A 15889-nucleotide genomic window follows, 5' to 3' on the forward strand; every position below is an offset into this window, starting at 1 on the left:
CCTCGGGTCTGAGCCAACGTCGGACGGGCCGCCGCAGACGGCACATCCCTGTGCCGACTGCGGCTACGCCATCATCCCTGATGGCGTCCCTGACGTTGCCTCTGACCTTCGGCGGATTGGAGGGGGATCAATACTGTGCCTGCTTTTGACTTGGAAGCATCTAGGATGGCCACTTTAGCCAGAATGAGGGGTGCACGATCTCCGAGGCCAGCGGCATCAAGCTCGGCCAGCAGAGACGAGTACGGATCCAGTTCGATGACGCCGGCGTATTCAAGGTTAAAGGGGTTGTAACTTTCTTTATTCAACCAACCTGGAAGCAAAAGGTATATATAAAATACGTAATTTCATTGCGTCGTCTTTACTTTGTCGGAATACATTTCATAGTATTTTATTTTTGCTTTATCAAGTTGTGACAATAGCATTTCCTTTACTTTGCTCGTTGAAATACCTTCCTTTTTTTTGAATTTAATACTATTGACCCGAATGGCCAATTCGGATTTTACGTCTTTTTTTATGGAGAACTCTGGGAAATCGAAGGTAATGTGGCATGTCCCACTGAAATTAGCGTAGTCAAAGGTGTAGTCAGCCTCTAACGTATGTAGTTTAATATATTTATGTAGAGCTTTGTCCTGGACAAAGAATGTTGAGTGCAAGCCACTTCCCTTTAATATTAGGGTCGATATTTTCTTTTCCATCCAAGACATTTCAGCGGGGAGTTTTTGACTCTCATCAGGGCTGAATCCTATATCTTTAGTATCCTTAAAATAGAGTTCACAGTCTATTGGGTTTTGGCTTACTCTTTGCAAAAAAAGAACTCTATTTTCATTTGAAAAATCAGAGAATAATATTTTCTTCAATTCCTCTTTCTTGTCTATAAAACCAGAAGACTTCATTTCATTAATTAAAGTAGATGTGATTGCACTAGCAACTTCTTTTGTCTCTGATGATGTGTGAGATAGCGATATATTAACATCGACAGAGTCCTTCTCTTTTTTTAATCTCACTTTCCCGGAGAATAAAGTTGTATTTTTATCCCAGCTTTTACTATAGTCATATCTTTCAATTGTAAATGCCAGCTCAATATTATTACTATCACCATCTATAGTTTTAAAGGATGGAAAACCTATCAATTTGTAGTTGGAAAATGGCTTATTTATCACTCTAGATAAGTCAAGGTTGGCCGGTAACATAGCTTTTAATGTATGGTCGCCTTTAATACATTTTACTGTCTGCGTTTGAAGTTTTGGATTTTCCTCTTTTGTTTTAACTTTCTCGAGAATATCCACAAATTCTTTTGGCGTAACTCCAGTCCTTACGATAAGAGGTACTTGGTCTGGCTTCTCGTCAGCGTAAGTAAAAACGCCTCTTTTTCTTAAAATTGCTCTGAGATCACTTTTTGTAATAAGTGAGTCATTGAGTAAGTCTCTTAAATTATCACCATATGGTAATACATATTTCTCATTTGCCATGAACTAAGCTCTCAAATGTATTCTTGAATGAATATACATTTATATCTAAGGACCGACCAGCGTCACCTTGTAATTGCACTGCACGATTAACTATAGTTTGGTGTTTAAGTGGATCGTAATCAGGAAATAAAAATACAAAAGAATTTGTAAAGTTTTGCGACACATCGCTGGCGAGATATATTAGCCTATTCATTGCTTCTTCAGAAAAACCATCTTTACAGCTCAAGCAAAATGACATTTTTTGGGAGTTTTTATCAATCAATCTGAAAGGAAGAATATCTGATGTTAAATACTCGACGGGCATTACCTTACCAAACTTATTAATTTGTGGGTCACTGTAATTGGATGACGTGAAAGCATAGTGGAAATTAACATCCATCTCATAATAAGAGCTTTTTATATATGATATAGAATCGTAAATGAATTTAGCTCTTTCATTATCCACCACGTAAATACATGAAAATGACAGCCCTTTCTCTATTATAATATTATGGATTTTTTTGATGACATTCTGTTCTGCATCACTATCATTGGTTAGCCAAAACAGCACGCCTATTTCTCTTGATGCTCGAATGCCACTCATTTCATAATCTGAGTTATTTATTGTTCTGAAGTCTGATAGCATAAAGCATTCAAGAGTGTGCGCTAAGTCGCGAAAATGGCTTTTGAAGTGGCTTGTAGGATAGTTAGGATACGGTTTAGATGTGTATTTGACTGAAATTACTATGTTATCTAATGTGAAGTCTTGTAGCTGTGACTTAACTGAATGGAAAAGATCTATTCCATGAGTATTTCTATCGCCATTGCCAATTTTATGAGCGCCACCATGTTCACACGGGATGCTAACCCCATCCTGCGCGGCACTCCACCCAATCATGGTAATAAAATTACGCACGACTTTCTCACCATGCTCCCCAATTTTTTTAGATAACTCCCCCATCTCTGCCTCTTCTTCAAATAAATACAAAAAGTTTTACAGCTAGTTATATCATGCGTCACTTGACTCTCTCAAGCTTACTTACAAGTATTTGGCGAGTAGATTTGACTTTAGATATTTAAATAAAATAAGGCATTGTAGGTTCGATTAGCGAAGCGTAATCGGACGTTCGCGTAATCGAACGCTTACAACGGAACAACCCTTTTAGAGGTTTACTCCAATCCCCCCAACGCCCCATCCACCGACCCGCACCAATCCGGCGGATAGACGCCGCTCGCTACATAACGATGGAAGGTGGAATACGGCCAATCGGCCACCCGGGTGACATGACCATGTTTGAGCGGGTTGATATGGACATAATCCATATGGTGGCGGTAATCCCGCTCATCCCGGATCAGGTGTTCCCAGTAGTGGCGCTGCCAGATACCCCGCTCCCCGTGCCGCAACCGGGTCTGGCTGCGGCGCTCGGTCACCGGCAAGGCGCGGGAGAAATGGCTTTTAATGAGCCGCCAACGCAGGGGGAAATCGCTGTCCCCCTCCGGCAATGAGAGAATGCAGTGGAGATGGTCAGGCAACACCACCCATGCGTGAATGGCGAAGGGGTGAGACTGTTGCACCTTGGCAACGCTTTGACGCAGCAGGTCGATTTGCTCCACCAGCAACCGGTTGTTGCGCCGCTCCAGCAGGTTGACGGTAAAGAACCAGGTTCCTCCGGGCCACCATGCCCGCCGCCAGTTGGCCATACCCTTCCTCTCGCCTCGGCCGAAAAGCCAAGCATAGCCTTGTTGTCTATATAGCCAATCACGCGAACGTCTGATGACACGAACGTCCGATTCCGCGATCGTCCGATTACGCTTCGCTAATCGAACCTACACGCTGCATACAGGTATCGTGGCCGAGAGGCACAAACCCCAAGCTCCCATCTGTCTGGCTCACCGCAGTTGAAACGCCTTGACGATAAATTCGATAAAGAGCCGCACGTTGGGGGACTGCTCCTTGTGGAAGGGGTAGACGGCGAACAGGGCGTGGGGGTCGGGTTGCCAGTCGGGGAGCAGGGTCACCAGGGTGCCGTCCGTCAGTTCGCTCGCCACGAACTCGTGCGGTACCAGGATCACCCCGAGCCCCTGCACCGCCGCCTGTTTCAGGGCAATGCCGTTGTTGGCGCAGAAGCTGGCGGGGGGCAGCTCCACCGCCAGGCTCTCCGCGTCTCGGGTAAAGAACCACTTGCCGGGGGAAGATGAGAGGCTGTAGCGCAGGCAGTTGTGCTGCTTGAGATCCGCCGGGTGGGCGGGTTGGCCCGCCTCCTTCAGGTAATCGGGGGCGGCGCAGAGCACCCGCTGTACCTGGCACAGGGGTTTGGCGCGCAGGGTGGAGTCCTCCAGGGTGCCAGCCCCCCGGATCACCACATCCAGCCCCTGATCCACCAGATCCATATAGGCGTCGCTCAGGATCACCTCGATGCCGATCGCTGGATAGCGGCGCTGGAACTCGCAGACCAGGGGGTTGAGCCGGATCAGCCCGTAGGACATGGGCATGCCGATCCTCAGCCTGCCCCTGGGGGTGAAGGAGGCGGCCATGATGGACTGGTCGGCGGCTTCCAGGCCGTCCAGCACGGCGCATATCTGGCGGTAATAGGTCATGCCGGCTTCGGTGACGCTCAGCCGCCTTGTGGTGCGGTTGATGAGGGCGATGCCGAGATAGGCTTCCAGCTCGTTGATGTTCTTGCTGACCGCCGCCTGCGAGAGGTGCAGGTCATCTGCTGCCGCCCTGAAGGTGCCCATCTCCACCACCCGGCGAAAGACGTTCAGCGCCGTGATCTTGTTCATCCTGCCCCCGATAATTCACCACTGGTAAACGATGGTGCCATCATGGCGCGGTGAATTCACTGTCTCCGGCTCATCGGGCGCCAGGTAACAGAGAGGCGCAACAAGGGCGGCAGGGCCTTGACCCGACCGCCCAGTGCCGCAGTGGCTTATTGCGCCTTGCCCGGTGCGGGAGGCAGGCTGATACCGACATCGGCCCAGGGGTTGGTGCCGAGCAGTTGGGCGTAGGGCACGTCGGCCTGGTAGCGCATGGTGAATTCCTTTGGACCGTGGGCGAAGGCCACCAGCAGCCCCTGTTTGGCATCCATCAGTCCGGCGTGCATGCCCAGCCCGTGATAGCTGATCCGCACGGCCTTGTCCTCCAGGCCCACCTTGTCGATCTGGAAGCGGGCGATGCTGCCGTCTTGCAGGGTAAAGCCCCAGCGGAACGGCCCGCCGCTGACCACCGTCATCACCTCGTCGATGTCGGTGCCATCCTCTGCAGAGTTGACGTGCATGCGGCCATATTTGCCGAGCACGGCGCTGCGGGTGCGTTCGTCCAGCGCCATCAGGTCATAGACCTTGGGGTAGGGGCCGACGCCTGTCTCTTCGGTGGCGACACCGCCCCCTTGCACCGCAGGCTCGCGCCCTGCGAGCCTGGCTTGCTCCAGCAGCTCCCCCTGACTCAGGTTGAAGGCCGCAATCAGGGCGCCGTGCTCCGCTTTGGTCAACGCGCGGCGGTGGGAGGCCTCCAGCAGCGGCCTGACGGCGTCGGGGATGTCGACGGTGACCACGTTGACGCCGATGGGGTTGAGCGCTTTGTTGACCGCCTCGACCCCGGTCACGGCAGGGCGGCCATCGCTGAACTGCACCGAGACCAGGTCACCGGCAAAGGTGTTGAAAGAGATGGCTGACGCGATGGTGCCGGCCAGGAGAGTGACATGGGTGAGTTTCATACAAGACTCCTCGTTAAGGTTCGAGAAGCAGTCTAGGGCGGCGATGTGTTCACTGAAATGACACTTGGATGATATGAAAATTCACTGACAGTAATGAATCGTGGGGATCAGAGCCGTCGGCCCGCCCCGGGGGAGATCGCCCTCTGCCAGAGGGTGTGAGCCCGGTTGACGCAACGGGGCCAGGATTGTGGTATGACTCGGGGCGTCACCCATCAGAACCCGTCGGAGGACACGATGATGCTGGCGTTGATCACCACGGCCCACCACACCTGTTACCCCAATCCCATCGTCTTTCGGGCCGGAGAGCGGGTGCGCATCGGCCACGAGGACGACGAGTTCCCTGGCTGGGTGCGCACCTTTACCGCAGACGGCAACGAGGGGTGGGCGCCCCTGTCCCTGCTGACCCCGATCGGCGCCGAGGAGGCGCAGGCGCGCCAGCACTATACCGCCCGGGAGCTGGACGTGGCGGTGGGGGAGCGGGTACGGGTGGAACGGGAGCTGGCAGGCTGGCTCTGGGTGCATAACGATCAAGGGCAATCGGGCTGGATCCCGGCCAGCGCCATCGCGCCCGTCTCTTGAGGTCGTTGATGGTGGCGGGTGAGGTGTTGTGATCACCCGCCGTAACGATATGGCGCAGCAGGCTGGCGGATTCAGAGTGAATGTTGCGCCGTGCTCTCAATCAAGAGGGGGAGTTTTTCCCTGTCGCATCAGCTGATAAATCAGACGGCCATGTTCTTTGCGATAGATGTCACTGTGCGCGCCGCCACCACTTAGATAGGCGTTCTCACTGATGAGACTGCTCGCCTCGATATAGGTGATGTTGCTGCGGGCTGAGCCGCTGACACCGAACAGGTTACCGTGACGATCGGCGAAGGCGCAGCGAATAAGGGTGTTGGTATTGGAGCAAATATCTGCATAGCTTCTGGCATCGCCGGCATAGCCTCCCCCGGGCGCCTTGCTCATGGCTTGATCATTGATCGATGCCGTCAGCGCTACCTGCTTCACCAGAGGGCAAAATACCGTCGCTGAGGTCGATGTGGCGTTATCGGTCAGCTGGGTCAGTTTAAAGGCTCCTTGCAGGTTGATCAGGTTATCAATGCCCGCAGTGGGGGGCTGGTAGTGATCCTGATAAATGGCCGGACCAAAGCAAGCCGCCACATTGGAAGCGCGGCTGCCAAAGCTGTGGCCAATCAGCGAGGTCGTGAGTTGTGCTTGCTGGGCTTGAGGCAATGCGGCTTTTACTTCCGGCAGTGTTTGCTGTATCAGCACTCCCAGCCAGCTCAGGCCAAGTTCGTCGGCGTCGCCGGCCTTGGTGGGGAAGCTGGTGAGTCGATAAATCGGTTCAATCCAACTGCTGCTCCATTGGCTAGGCCAGGTGACACCGATAACCAGGGGATTGAAATCGGCAGGGGCACTGCGTTTCACATTGAGCATGATGGAGTTGAAGTTGCGAATGGCTTCTTCTTGCACCGTATTCCAGCCCATGACAATGACCACAATGTCGCTGTAAGGCTTGCCTGTATTGGCCTGTGTCACCAGGCGCTGAATCATGCTCTGTTTTAACAGCTTCAGCGCATCCCAACTGTCGTCATAACCGCAAACCTCTTTATCCTGGCAACGCCGCTGCGTGACGGCCATCGGTAGCATATTCTGCTCGGCGCAGGGTTCAACCAGCTGGGATTGTGCGGGCTCCAGTCGTTGATACAGGTTATACAAGGCACAGGTATAGTTTTCGGCGGATTGGGGCTGGGCCTGCTCTCGCAGAATATGCGAGATATACAACAACTTGGGCTGGTTTAATAACGCGTCTGTTGATGTCTTTAAGGTCTTCTCTGAGGGGGGGCTGACCTTCACGCTTTGCGGTGTAGAGACCAGATCTCGCGGGCTTTTTTCCACGCCAATCAGATAACCATCAAAACGCAAACTCAGTTCATCCGGATAATAAAGAACAGAGTGATACAACATGGTGGTTTCACCATCCGTACTCAATTGTTTTTCTGCCGAGGCAAGCCGGCGTTGAGGAGCATTGGTACAACCCTGTAATAACAGACAGACGATCAGAAGGATTTTCCCGTACATGATTCACTCTCCTTGTTATGTGGCACCCCGATGAGAGTAGTCCGTACAGGTGAGTCGATGTAGTGGAAGGGGTTGAGCCGCCCCCTGTTCATGGCGATCCCCGTGCCGATAGCGTGCATGCTCTCATGACGCGGTGTGGGGACTGGGGTAGAGCGCAGAAACCCGGCCCTGACGGGGCGCGGTGGCCGGGTGAATTGTAAAGAGTAGGGTGACAGAGAACGCGGGGTATCAGCCTAGTCTAATCAACTCGATGGGGGCGTACTGCTCCCGGGAGTTGGCCAGCAGCACGCACTTTTCATGCTCGGCCTGATAGGGGGTCATGTTGCCGGTGTGGGCCTCTTTTAGAACGTCGACGGCGCCGGTGGCGGCGATCATCACGCGCTGACCCGCTGTGAGCGCATTGCGGTTTCGGTCATAGATTTTCATGGCACTCTCCTTTTGTGGGGCCCGGCGGTATGCCCGGGCTGCGCGGATCAGCCTACGCCCCCGCCAAAGAGTGATGCATGTCACAGATCAAAAAAGAGCCAAAGAGGGACTCGGCACTGCGGCAAGGGCGAGCGGACCTGCCGCGCGGGGTCGTCCAATCCTGTCGTTGGGAAGGCAGGTCGGTTCTGCTTTTTGCGGGGGCGGGCTCGAACAAACGGGGGGATACGCTATAGTGGATGCCGCTCGTATAACTGCCTTCAACCAACCGAGAGCGCATTATGAATCGTGATATCGTCGCCCAGTTTATCAAGATGTTGACCAACCTCGACCAGTGCCTGGCCAAGGCCGAGGCCCACGCTGCCGCCAAGAAATTCAATGTGGAGAACTTCTTCGGCGATCGGCTGATCGTCGACATGCTGCCATTCAGCAAGCAGGTGCTGATCTGCTGCGACAGCGCCCGCGCCGTGGTGGCCACCGCCAGCCTGAGCGAGCCGCCGGTACTGGGGGATGACCCCAAGACCATGGCGGATCTGCGCGCCCACCTGGCCAAGACCCTCACCTATCTGCAGAGCAAGCTGGATGCCGATTTCAGCCAGTATGCGAGCGGCCACTACTACCCCTACTGGGCCGGTGGCAAGGGGATGGACGGCTACACCTGCGTGCATGAGTACGGCATCCCCAACTTCTACTTCCACCTCACCATGACCTATGCCCTGCTGCGCAAGGCCGGGGTCGAGCTCGGCAAGGGGGATTACCTGGGCGCCATCAACCTGCAATAAGCTCAGCCCGTCATTCGGGCTTTGCCCAGCATAAAAAGAGCCTGCCACTGTGGCAGGCTCTGTCGTTTTCGGGGTCACCGCAGGCGGGTTACTGCGCCGGGATTTCGGGCTCCACCAGGGCGGCCAGCTGGGCCAGCGACTCCTGCCAGCCGAGGTAGCACATCTCCACCGGGATGACCTCGGGGATCCCCTCCTGCACGATGGCGAGCTCGGTACCGCACACCACCCCGGTCAGGATCACGGTCACGTGCATCACTCCCGGCAGGTTGGGATCGTCAAACCGGTCGGTGTAGCGGATGCGCTTGCCCGGTTCGAGCTCCAGGTATTCGCCGCCAAAGGCGTGGCTGTTGCCATTGCCGAAATGGGTGAACGCCATCCGGAAGTGGCCGCCCACCTGGGCCTCCAGCTGCTCCACCCGGCAGGTAAAGCCATAGGGTGGTAGCCACTTGGCCAGCGCATCGGTCTCGATAAAGGCCCGGTAGATCCGCATCGGCGGTGCCTTGAGCACCCGGTGCAGCCGCACTGTTCCTGTCCTCATCTCTCTGTTCCTCTCCTCGTTGCCTTGGGTCCATCAAGGATAGTCGGTTGCGTCCGTTTGCCGATGACTGGCTGGCTGCGGGCCCTAGAAGGGGCCGTTGCGCTCGCGCAGCTGGTCGGGCAGGCCGTCGTGATCCCCCAGCTCGCGCTCGGGCACCGCATCCCAGTGCCGCGCGCCGATGAAGCGGTTGCGCTCGGGGTGCACGGCGTAGTGGATGTGGTTGTCCGCCCGATCGGTGTCGCCCACGCAGAGCAGTCGCACCGGCTGAGTTGTGTTGTTGATGAAGGTGTGGGCCAGCCCGTCGCCCGCCTTGAAGCCGACCGAGTCACCGGGCTGCAGCCGATGCAGCACGCCATCGAGCCAGACGTCCGGGGTGCCTTCCAGCACGTGGACGAACTCGTCCTCGGTCTCCTCGGCGTGGGGCCAGCTGGTGCGCCGGCCCGGCGGCAGCAACTCGTGGTGAATGCCGAGGCGGGCAAAGCCGTAGTGCCTGCCGAGGGCGCTGCCCAGGGAGAGCGGCTCCTCGCTGCCGGAGTAGCGGCCGGGCTCGGGCTCCTGCAGCTCGCGCCAGTGCTTGATGCTGGGGTGACGGTTCATGACGACTCCTTGTCGAATGAAAGGGGAAATAAGCGGCCCCGTGCTGGGCGCACGGGGCCGGAGGTGGGCGTCTTGCGCCCGGGAGGCGGCGAGCCGGACTAGCGGCCCAGGTTGTCGGCCAGCTGCTTGGCGCGGCCGGCGGCCCACTGGTCGATCATCTTCTCCATCTCGCTGGCGGTGATGGGGCTGTCCTTGTGGGTGGTGTCCGGGCTCTCGCGCGCATCCATCACCCGCACCAGCAGCTTGCCGTTCTGGGAGTCGAGCAGCTGGGCCATGCTGCCCACCTTGAGCAGATAGGGCTCCTTGCCGATCACCTCGCGGGTGACATTGATGGCGATCTTGGCGGGCAGCAGATCCCGCAGCTTGGGGTCGGGCCGGGTCAGGTCGAAGTTGGTGATGGCGGCCTGCACCCGCATTACGCCGGGGCCGGGGGCGGTGGCAATCTTGACGCCGTGGCTCATCAGCTCGCGCTGGAAGGTGGCGTGGTAGTAGCGGCCGATTTCGTTCTGTTCGTTGGCGGTCAGCAGGTACCACTGGCCGTTCTCCTGGCGGATGAACTGCAAGGGATCGAGCAGCACCTGATGGTACTGGCGCAGATCCACGCCGGGCTCCTTGTAGATGCGCTGGTTGGGGTTGCTTTCGCTCTGCTGGAAGGCGGTCAGCGGAATCGCCTGCAGGCTGTGGGATACCTGGTTCTTCACCGCGCAGCCACCCAGCAGAATGGCCACCATGCCCGCGATTACGGCTCTTTTCATCTTTTGCTCCTGATTGCGGCGCTTGCCCGACCCTGGCATCCGGTGCGCAGGGCATTGCAAGAGAAATAACCGATTCAAAGAGCGCCCACAAGCGAAGAGTGCAGCGGCGTTCAGGCGGGATCCAGCCCGCAGGCGGCGGCCACCCAATTGCCGGGACATGACGCTAATACGATGATTTTGCTTCGGATCGGCAATCATTTGATCAAGGTTGCGGATATTGGCGCCGTTCGCTCATATAATCGCCGCCATGAAACTGATTCGGAAGGATTCGATGACCAGCCTGATGGCGGCCCTGTGCGGGCTGCTGCTCTCCTGCCTGGCCTGGGCGGCACCCACCCCCTTCGTCACCACGCCCCCTGACAGCACCACCACGGCACCCTCCGCCAGCATGGAGCCGCTGCTCTCCTGGTTTACCGGTGAGTTCTCCAGCCGCGAGCAGGCCAGCTACGACAACCGCTTCACCAGCGCCGAGCTGCGGCTGGTGGAGATCTGGCCCGGCTACAAGGGCTTTCGCTGGGTCTATGCCGAGCAGTTCCTGACCGAGCGGGCGGTACGCCCGTTCCGCCAGCGCATCTACCGCTTCTCGCTGGTACCCGATGGCCGCATCCTGATGGCCGAGCTGACCATGCCGCGGGCCATCGACTTCGCCGGCGCTTGGCGCCAGCCCGAGCTGCTCGACTCTCTCACCCCGCAGCAGCTCTCTTTGCGTCAAGGCTGCGAGATCTGGCTGACCCGCCAGCCGTCGGGGGAGTACGCCGGCCACAGCAAGGTGGGCAGCTGCTCCACCAATTTTGGCGGCGCCAGCACCCTGGTGCAGTACCTCTGGATCGGCCCCCACAGCGTGAGATTGCTGGATCGGGCCTACGACACCGAGGCCCATCAGCGCTGGGGCAGCCCGGGGGAGGGTTATGTCTATCTGCGCCGGGTGAAACAGCGCGGCGAGTAAGGCTGCGCCCTATAGCTGGTGGCGCTGCTCGCTCAGGTAGTCGATGAGCAGCCGCAGGCGCAGTGGCAGGGGCTCCCTGGCCGGGTAGAGCAGGTTGACCGGGCGCGGGGCGGGCAGGGCATCCGCCAGGATCTCCTGCAGGGTGCCGCGTTCTAGCTCCTCGCTCAGCAGGGCGCGCGGCTGCAGCAGGATGCCGGCATGGTTGAGGGCGGCCACCTTGAGGGCGCTGCCGTGGTTGCTGATGAAAGGGCTGTCCCACAGGTGCAGCTGTTCGAGTGGAAAGGCCTCGGCCAGGCTCGACTGGCCGAGCCAGGGACTGAATCCCAGGCAGTGGTGGCGGGCCAGATCCGCCAGCGTGAGGGGAGTACCGTGGCGTTGCAGGTAGTGCGGGGATGCGCAGAACACCGAATTAGAGCTGGCCAGCGGCCGGGCGATGTAGCCGGCGTCCTTGGGCTGGCCGACCCGGAAGATGAGATCGAAGCCGTCACCGATGACGTCCACCAAGCGATCCGACAGATCCAGCTCGATGTGGATCTGCGGGTAGCGCTCCATGAAGCGGCACAGCAGCGGCGTCAGCCGGTAGCTGCCGAAGGTGACGGAGGCATTGATGCGGATTCTGCCCGCTGCCTGGCCGGTATTGACCAGGGTGTTCTGCTCCAGTTCCCGGTAGTGTTGCAACAGGCTCTGGCAGCCGGCGAGGTACTCCTGGCCCGCCTCGGTCAGGCTCTGGCAACGGGTGTTGCGATTGAGCAGGCGGGAGCCGACCCTGGCCTCCAGCCACTTGATGTACTTGCCGATCATGGCCGGCGTCATCGCGAAACGCTCCGCCACGGCGGCGAAACTGCCCGCGCGGGCCACCTCGACGAAGATCTCGATGGCCGTCAAGCGATCCACTCTAAACTCCTGGTTTATAAAGCCGAGCGCCACTATGTCTGGCTGGCATCGCGGCTGTCAATATACTGGGCGGCAGCCAATCCACGCTGGAATCTCTCCCGATGACACTCGACTATTACGCCCTCTATCTGCTGCTCGCCATCGGCACCGTGCTGAGCCCGGGGCCCGCCGTGATCTACACCATAGGCAACACCCTGACCCGGGGCACCCGCCACGCCATCGCCGGCTTTTGCGGGGTGGCGGTGGGCATCCTGCTGGTGGCGAGCCTGGCCTCGCTGGCGGTGCTCTGGTTCACCCGCTGGCTGGCCGCGGGCCAGCAGATCCTCACCCTGGGCGGCGCGCTTTATCTGCTCTATCTGGGGCTCAACTCCTGGCGCCAGCGGGCGGTGAGCCCGGTGCCGGGGGCAGGGCCGGATCGGGATTGCCGTCGCAGCTTCATCAAGGGGGCGCTCATCAGCCTGCTCAACCCCAAGGCGATCATCTTCTTCACCAGCCTGTTTCCCCAGTTCATCGACTTTCGTCATGGGGCGCTGGGTCAGTGCATGCTGCTGGCGGTCACCTTCAGCGCCGTGGTGCTGGTGGTGCATGGCGGTTACTGCCTGGTGTTCCACTGGGTGGGGGCACAAGGCTATGGCGAACGCTTCGCCAGGGGGATCAACCGGCTGTCGGCGGTGATGTTCACCGGCTTCGCCCTGTTGCTGCTGTTCAAGGGGTTGAAATAGACAAGGGGGCTGATTGGGCGGTGCCGCAGCGCAGGGTGCTGCGAACTGGCTTGGAAGGGGAATCGTGACGGGATGGCGTGTATCCGCGCCATCCCGTTGTTTTATCAGAGCTTGAACAGCGGGCGCAGGCGGATGCCGATCAGGCTGCCAGCGAGGGCCATCAACATCCAGACCCAGCCGTGCAGGCTGCCGGAGGCGGTGCCGTCGAAGAAGCCGCCGAGGTTGCAGGCGCTGTACATGGCGCCCATCCCCATCAGCAGGCCGCCGAGGATGGAGGCCAGGCTGTTGCCGAGCCGCATCGGGGCGAAGGTGCCGCCACCGCTGATGCAACGCGCCAGCATGGCCCCCAGAATGCCGAGCCAGAACATGCCGACCATGGGGTTGATGAACAGCGGCTGGGCCAGCTTGGGGTTGCCCTCGAACAGACCGAACAGGGAGGCACCGCGCAGCGCCATGTCATAGACGGCGCCGGTGATGGTCCAGGCTGAGCCGTGCAGGGCGACGACGCTGGAGTTGAGCACGGCGATGATGATGCCACCGGTCAGCACGGTGAAGCGGCCGTCGCGCCAGAACAGGTTGCCGCCGCTGAAGAGGGGCTTGAGCTCGCCGGTACGTTTGAGCTCGCTCTTGCGAAACAGCAGGAACAGCGCGGCGACCAGCGTCAGGTTGAGCAGCATGCCGCTCCAGATATTGCCGGTCAGGTCTTTTGCCAGTACCACATGGCTGGAGAAGGCGGCCTCCAGTTCGGGGCGGAACTGGTTGCTGATCAGGGTGCCGATGCCGTAGCAGAGCAGCACCAGCCAGAAGCGGGGTTGCCCCTCGCCGCAGCAGTAAAGGGTGCCGGTGGCGCAGACACCCGCCAGCTGCATGCCGATGCCGAACAGGAAGGCGCCGACGATGAAGGGAATGCCGATGGCCATCACGTTGCCCACCATGGCATCGCCAAACAGGGCGTGGCTAAAGGAGAGGAAGCAGGTGAACAGCAGAATTTCGATGGCGATGGTGAGCAGGTGAACCCGCACGTAGTAGCTGTTGCGCTTGGTCAGCATCTCGCGCCAACCGAACACGATGCCGAAGCGGCTGAAGGAGAGGGTGAAGCCGAAGCCGAATCCGATCAGGGCCATCAGAGCCCATTTCATACCAAAAGTGTTGCCGAGCCAGAGTAACGCTCCCCCCGCGATTGCCACGATGGGGAGCGACCATTTTCGATTCATGCCTGTTGATCCTTATAGCTGGATGAAGAATTGGGAGTGCGGATCCTATTCCCTCATTGAGTCCAAGGCTATCGATTTAACCCTGCTGAGGGCGAATGGGGGCAGGACAGACCCTGCCCTGGGGATCAATGGCGGGGTGGTGGCGCGAGGTGAAAGTGCTGGGTCTGGCGGGTCAGTGCCTGGGAGTTAGTCGCTACCGTATCGGCTTCGCTCGCCGCATGGCGGGCGCTGTCGTTGACCTTGGCCGCCAGTCGCGACATCTCGCCGACGTTGCTGTTGATGGCGTGGATCAGGCTCTTCTCCTGCTCCAGCAGGGCTCCGACCTGATCGATCCGTTGGCAGATCTCGCCGCAGCCCTCTTCAATGCGGGTGATGCTCTGCTTGGCGTCGGCCACGTGCTCCACCGTTTTGCCCACCCTGGCCAGTTCGGTGTCCATCTCGTTGACGGCCCGCTGGCTGGTATCCTGGATCCGGCCGATGATGCTGGTGATCTCCGTCGTGGCCTCGCCAGTGCGGCTGGCAAGGGAGCGCACCTCGTCGGCCACCACTGCAAAGCCGCGCCCCTGTTCACCGGCCCGGGCGGCTTCGATGGCGGCGTTGAGCGCCAGCAGATTGGTCTGCTCGGCGATGCCATGAATGGCCCCCGCCAGACCGGAGATCTGCTGGGACAAGCCGGCCAGGTCGCCGATGGTGCCGGAGACCCGCCTCACTCCGTCAGCCTGGGCGCGGATCACCTGCTCCACCTCCTGAATGACCAGCCGGGTGGCATTGGCGTGGGCCTCGGAGCCCGAGGTCATGCCGGTGACCTGCTGCAGTTGGGCATCGCTTTGTTGGATCAGGGCCTGCAGTTGCTCGATCACCTCTTCCACCTGACGGGCTGCGTCCACTTGGGCCAGGCTGTCGTCCACATGCTGGCGAGAGAGGCTGCTCAAGCCGGTGGCCTGCTGATGCAGCGTTCCCGCACTCTGCTGCAGGGCGGCGACCAGGGTGGAGAGTTGATCCCGCATCCGGCCGATGCGCTGGATCAGATCGCCGATGGCATCGTCGCCGGGAGGCGGCATGGGGCTGTCGAGGGCTCCCTCCGCAATGGCTGCGGTCGCCTTGCCGGCGGCCAGCAACCGTTGCTGAGTCGGTCGGCCCAGCCAGAAGACCAGGGCGCAGCCGGTCAGCGCGGCGACGAGCAGAAGCCAGTAGCACATCCGGGCGGTGAGGCTGAGCTGCGCCAGCTGCTCGGCGGCATACTGGCTGCCACGGCTGACGGTGGCATCGACTCCAAGCCGGTGGGCCAGGTACAGAGTGCGCAGCTGGGCGGCGATGGCCGCTGCCTGCTCGAGCCGGCCGGCCTGCACGGCCGGAATGAACTGACTGTCGAGCAGTTGCCAGAAACGTTCGGCCTGGGTGCGCTGTTCCCCCAGCAGGCTCTGCTTGAGCTGGTCGTCGAGTGTGCTCTCCTGCCAGAAGCGATTGCGGTCGTTGAACTCCTGCTCCAGGCGGGCGAGCGATTGCAGCAACCCCTCCCGCTCGCTCGCCGCGGCATGCAGCAGGGTATAGACCTGCAGTTGCGCCTCGATGAGGTAGAGCGGGGGCGGCAGTATGTCCGCGACGACATCCTTGCCTTCGCCCATCTTGTCCGCGGCGCTCTTCACCGAGTAGAGGCCAAAGAAGCTGATGGATATCAGGATGATGAAGATCAATATGCCCAGCGCCTGGCTGAACAGCAGCGAACGATCATGGATTGTTTTGAACATGTAACCCCCATATGAATCCGGCACATG

The 15889-nt window shown here is 58.9% G+C and carries 17 protein-coding genes; 4 read left to right on the forward strand and 13 right to left on the reverse strand.

Features of this window, described 5'->3' with window-relative positions; translation table 11 throughout:
* Positions 1 to 344: 344 nt before the first annotated feature.
* The 5 genes from gapS4b to OKC44_RS17935 all read right to left on the reverse strand — a co-directional run bounded on the left by gapS4b (position 345) and on the right by OKC44_RS17935 (position 5164).
* On the reverse strand, positions 345 to 1469 hold the full coding sequence (gapS4b, locus tag OKC44_RS17915; protein ID WP_270814421.1) for a GapS4b family protein: 1125 nt from the start codon (positions 1467 to 1469) through the stop codon (positions 345 to 347).
* Entirely contained in the window at positions 1459 to 2409 is a 951-nt protein-coding gene (gene gapS4a, locus OKC44_RS17920) for a GapS4a family protein (RefSeq protein ID WP_270814423.1), read from the reverse strand. Before gapS4a ends, gapS4b begins: the two co-directional genes overlap by 11 nt.
* 209 nt (positions 2410 to 2618) lie before the next feature.
* On the reverse strand, positions 2619 to 3149 hold the full coding sequence (locus tag OKC44_RS17925) for an REP-associated tyrosine transposase (RefSeq protein WP_270814425.1): 531 nt from the start codon (positions 3147 to 3149) through the stop codon (positions 2619 to 2621).
* Between the two features lie 189 nt (positions 3150 to 3338).
* A complete protein-coding gene (locus tag OKC44_RS17930; RefSeq protein ID WP_270814427.1) occupies positions 3339 to 4232 on the reverse strand; it encodes a LysR family transcriptional regulator in 894 nt (297 codons plus the stop codon).
* A gap of 146 nt (positions 4233 to 4378) precedes the next feature.
* On the reverse strand, positions 4379 to 5164 hold the full coding sequence (locus OKC44_RS17935) for a hypothetical protein (protein ID WP_270814428.1): 786 nt from the start codon (positions 5162 to 5164) through the stop codon (positions 4379 to 4381).
* A 234-nt stretch (positions 5165 to 5398) separates the two neighbouring features.
* Between OKC44_RS17935 and OKC44_RS17940 the strand changes: the two genes are divergently transcribed.
* Entirely contained in the window at positions 5399 to 5743 is a 345-nt protein-coding gene (locus OKC44_RS17940; RefSeq protein ID WP_270814430.1) for an SH3 domain-containing protein, read from the forward strand.
* A 96-nt stretch (positions 5744 to 5839) separates the two neighbouring features.
* Here the strand turns inward: OKC44_RS17940 and OKC44_RS17945 are convergent, their stop codons facing one another.
* Together OKC44_RS17945 and ydfZ are read right to left on the reverse strand one after the other, a co-directional pair.
* Complete coding sequence (locus OKC44_RS17945; RefSeq protein WP_270814431.1) at positions 5840 to 7243, reverse strand: hypothetical protein; 1404 nt, start codon at positions 7241 to 7243, stop codon at positions 5840 to 5842.
* Positions 7244 to 7471: 228 nt separating this feature from the next.
* Positions 7472 to 7669, reverse strand: coding sequence for a putative selenium delivery protein YdfZ (gene ydfZ, locus OKC44_RS17950; protein ID WP_219282082.1), 198 nt, complete (start codon positions 7667 to 7669; stop codon positions 7472 to 7474).
* A gap of 278 nt (positions 7670 to 7947) precedes the next feature.
* Here ydfZ and OKC44_RS17955 point away from each other — a divergent pair, with 278 nt between their 5' ends.
* Positions 7948 to 8448 (forward strand): DUF1993 domain-containing protein, encoded by a 501-nt coding sequence (locus OKC44_RS17955; protein WP_024944643.1) that lies wholly within the window; start codon positions 7948 to 7950, stop codon positions 8446 to 8448.
* Positions 8449 to 8536: 88 nt separating this feature from the next.
* On the opposite strand, the gene OKC44_RS17960 is transcribed toward OKC44_RS17955, so the two are convergent.
* The 3 genes from OKC44_RS17960 to OKC44_RS17970 form a co-directional block, all read right to left on the reverse strand.
* Complete coding sequence (locus tag OKC44_RS17960) at positions 8537 to 8986, reverse strand: SRPBCC family protein (protein ID WP_024944644.1); 450 nt, start codon at positions 8984 to 8986, stop codon at positions 8537 to 8539.
* An 84-nt stretch (positions 8987 to 9070) separates the two neighbouring features.
* Positions 9071 to 9583, reverse strand: a complete 513-nt coding sequence (locus OKC44_RS17965; RefSeq protein WP_024944645.1) for a cupin domain-containing protein — start codon at positions 9581 to 9583, stop codon at positions 9071 to 9073.
* A gap of 98 nt (positions 9584 to 9681) precedes the next feature.
* On the reverse strand, positions 9682 to 10338 hold the full coding sequence (locus tag OKC44_RS17970; RefSeq protein WP_017410561.1) for a DUF3313 domain-containing protein: 657 nt from the start codon (positions 10336 to 10338) through the stop codon (positions 9682 to 9684).
* A gap of 271 nt (positions 10339 to 10609) precedes the next feature.
* Here OKC44_RS17970 and OKC44_RS17975 point away from each other — a divergent pair, with 271 nt between their 5' ends.
* On the forward strand, positions 10610 to 11284 hold the full coding sequence (locus OKC44_RS17975) for a chromophore lyase CpcT/CpeT (protein ID WP_041213570.1): 675 nt from the start codon (positions 10610 to 10612) through the stop codon (positions 11282 to 11284).
* A gap of 9 nt (positions 11285 to 11293) precedes the next feature.
* On the opposite strand, the gene OKC44_RS17980 is transcribed toward OKC44_RS17975, so the two are convergent.
* Positions 11294 to 12178 (reverse strand): LysR family transcriptional regulator, encoded by an 885-nt coding sequence (locus tag OKC44_RS17980; RefSeq protein ID WP_270814434.1) that lies wholly within the window; start codon positions 12176 to 12178, stop codon positions 11294 to 11296.
* A gap of 101 nt (positions 12179 to 12279) precedes the next feature.
* Between OKC44_RS17980 and OKC44_RS17985 the strand changes: the two genes are divergently transcribed.
* Positions 12280 to 12900, forward strand: coding sequence for a LysE family translocator (locus OKC44_RS17985; protein WP_270814435.1), 621 nt, complete (start codon positions 12280 to 12282; stop codon positions 12898 to 12900).
* A 104-nt stretch (positions 12901 to 13004) separates the two neighbouring features.
* Here OKC44_RS17985 and OKC44_RS17990 read toward each other — a convergent pair whose 3' ends face one another.
* Both OKC44_RS17990 and OKC44_RS17995 read right to left on the reverse strand, forming a co-directional pair.
* Entirely contained in the window at positions 13005 to 14114 is a 1110-nt protein-coding gene (locus tag OKC44_RS17990) for a YeeE/YedE family protein (protein ID WP_270814437.1), read from the reverse strand.
* A gap of 125 nt (positions 14115 to 14239) precedes the next feature.
* Complete coding sequence (locus OKC44_RS17995; protein ID WP_270814439.1) at positions 14240 to 15862, reverse strand: methyl-accepting chemotaxis protein; 1623 nt, start codon at positions 15860 to 15862, stop codon at positions 14240 to 14242.
* Positions 15863 to 15889 lie beyond the last annotated feature (27 nt).

Origin of the sequence: Aeromonas sp. S41-2, from assembly GCF_027705845.1 — a bacterium.
Taxonomy (GTDB): domain Bacteria; phylum Pseudomonadota; class Gammaproteobacteria; order Enterobacterales; family Aeromonadaceae; genus Aeromonas; species Aeromonas hydrophila.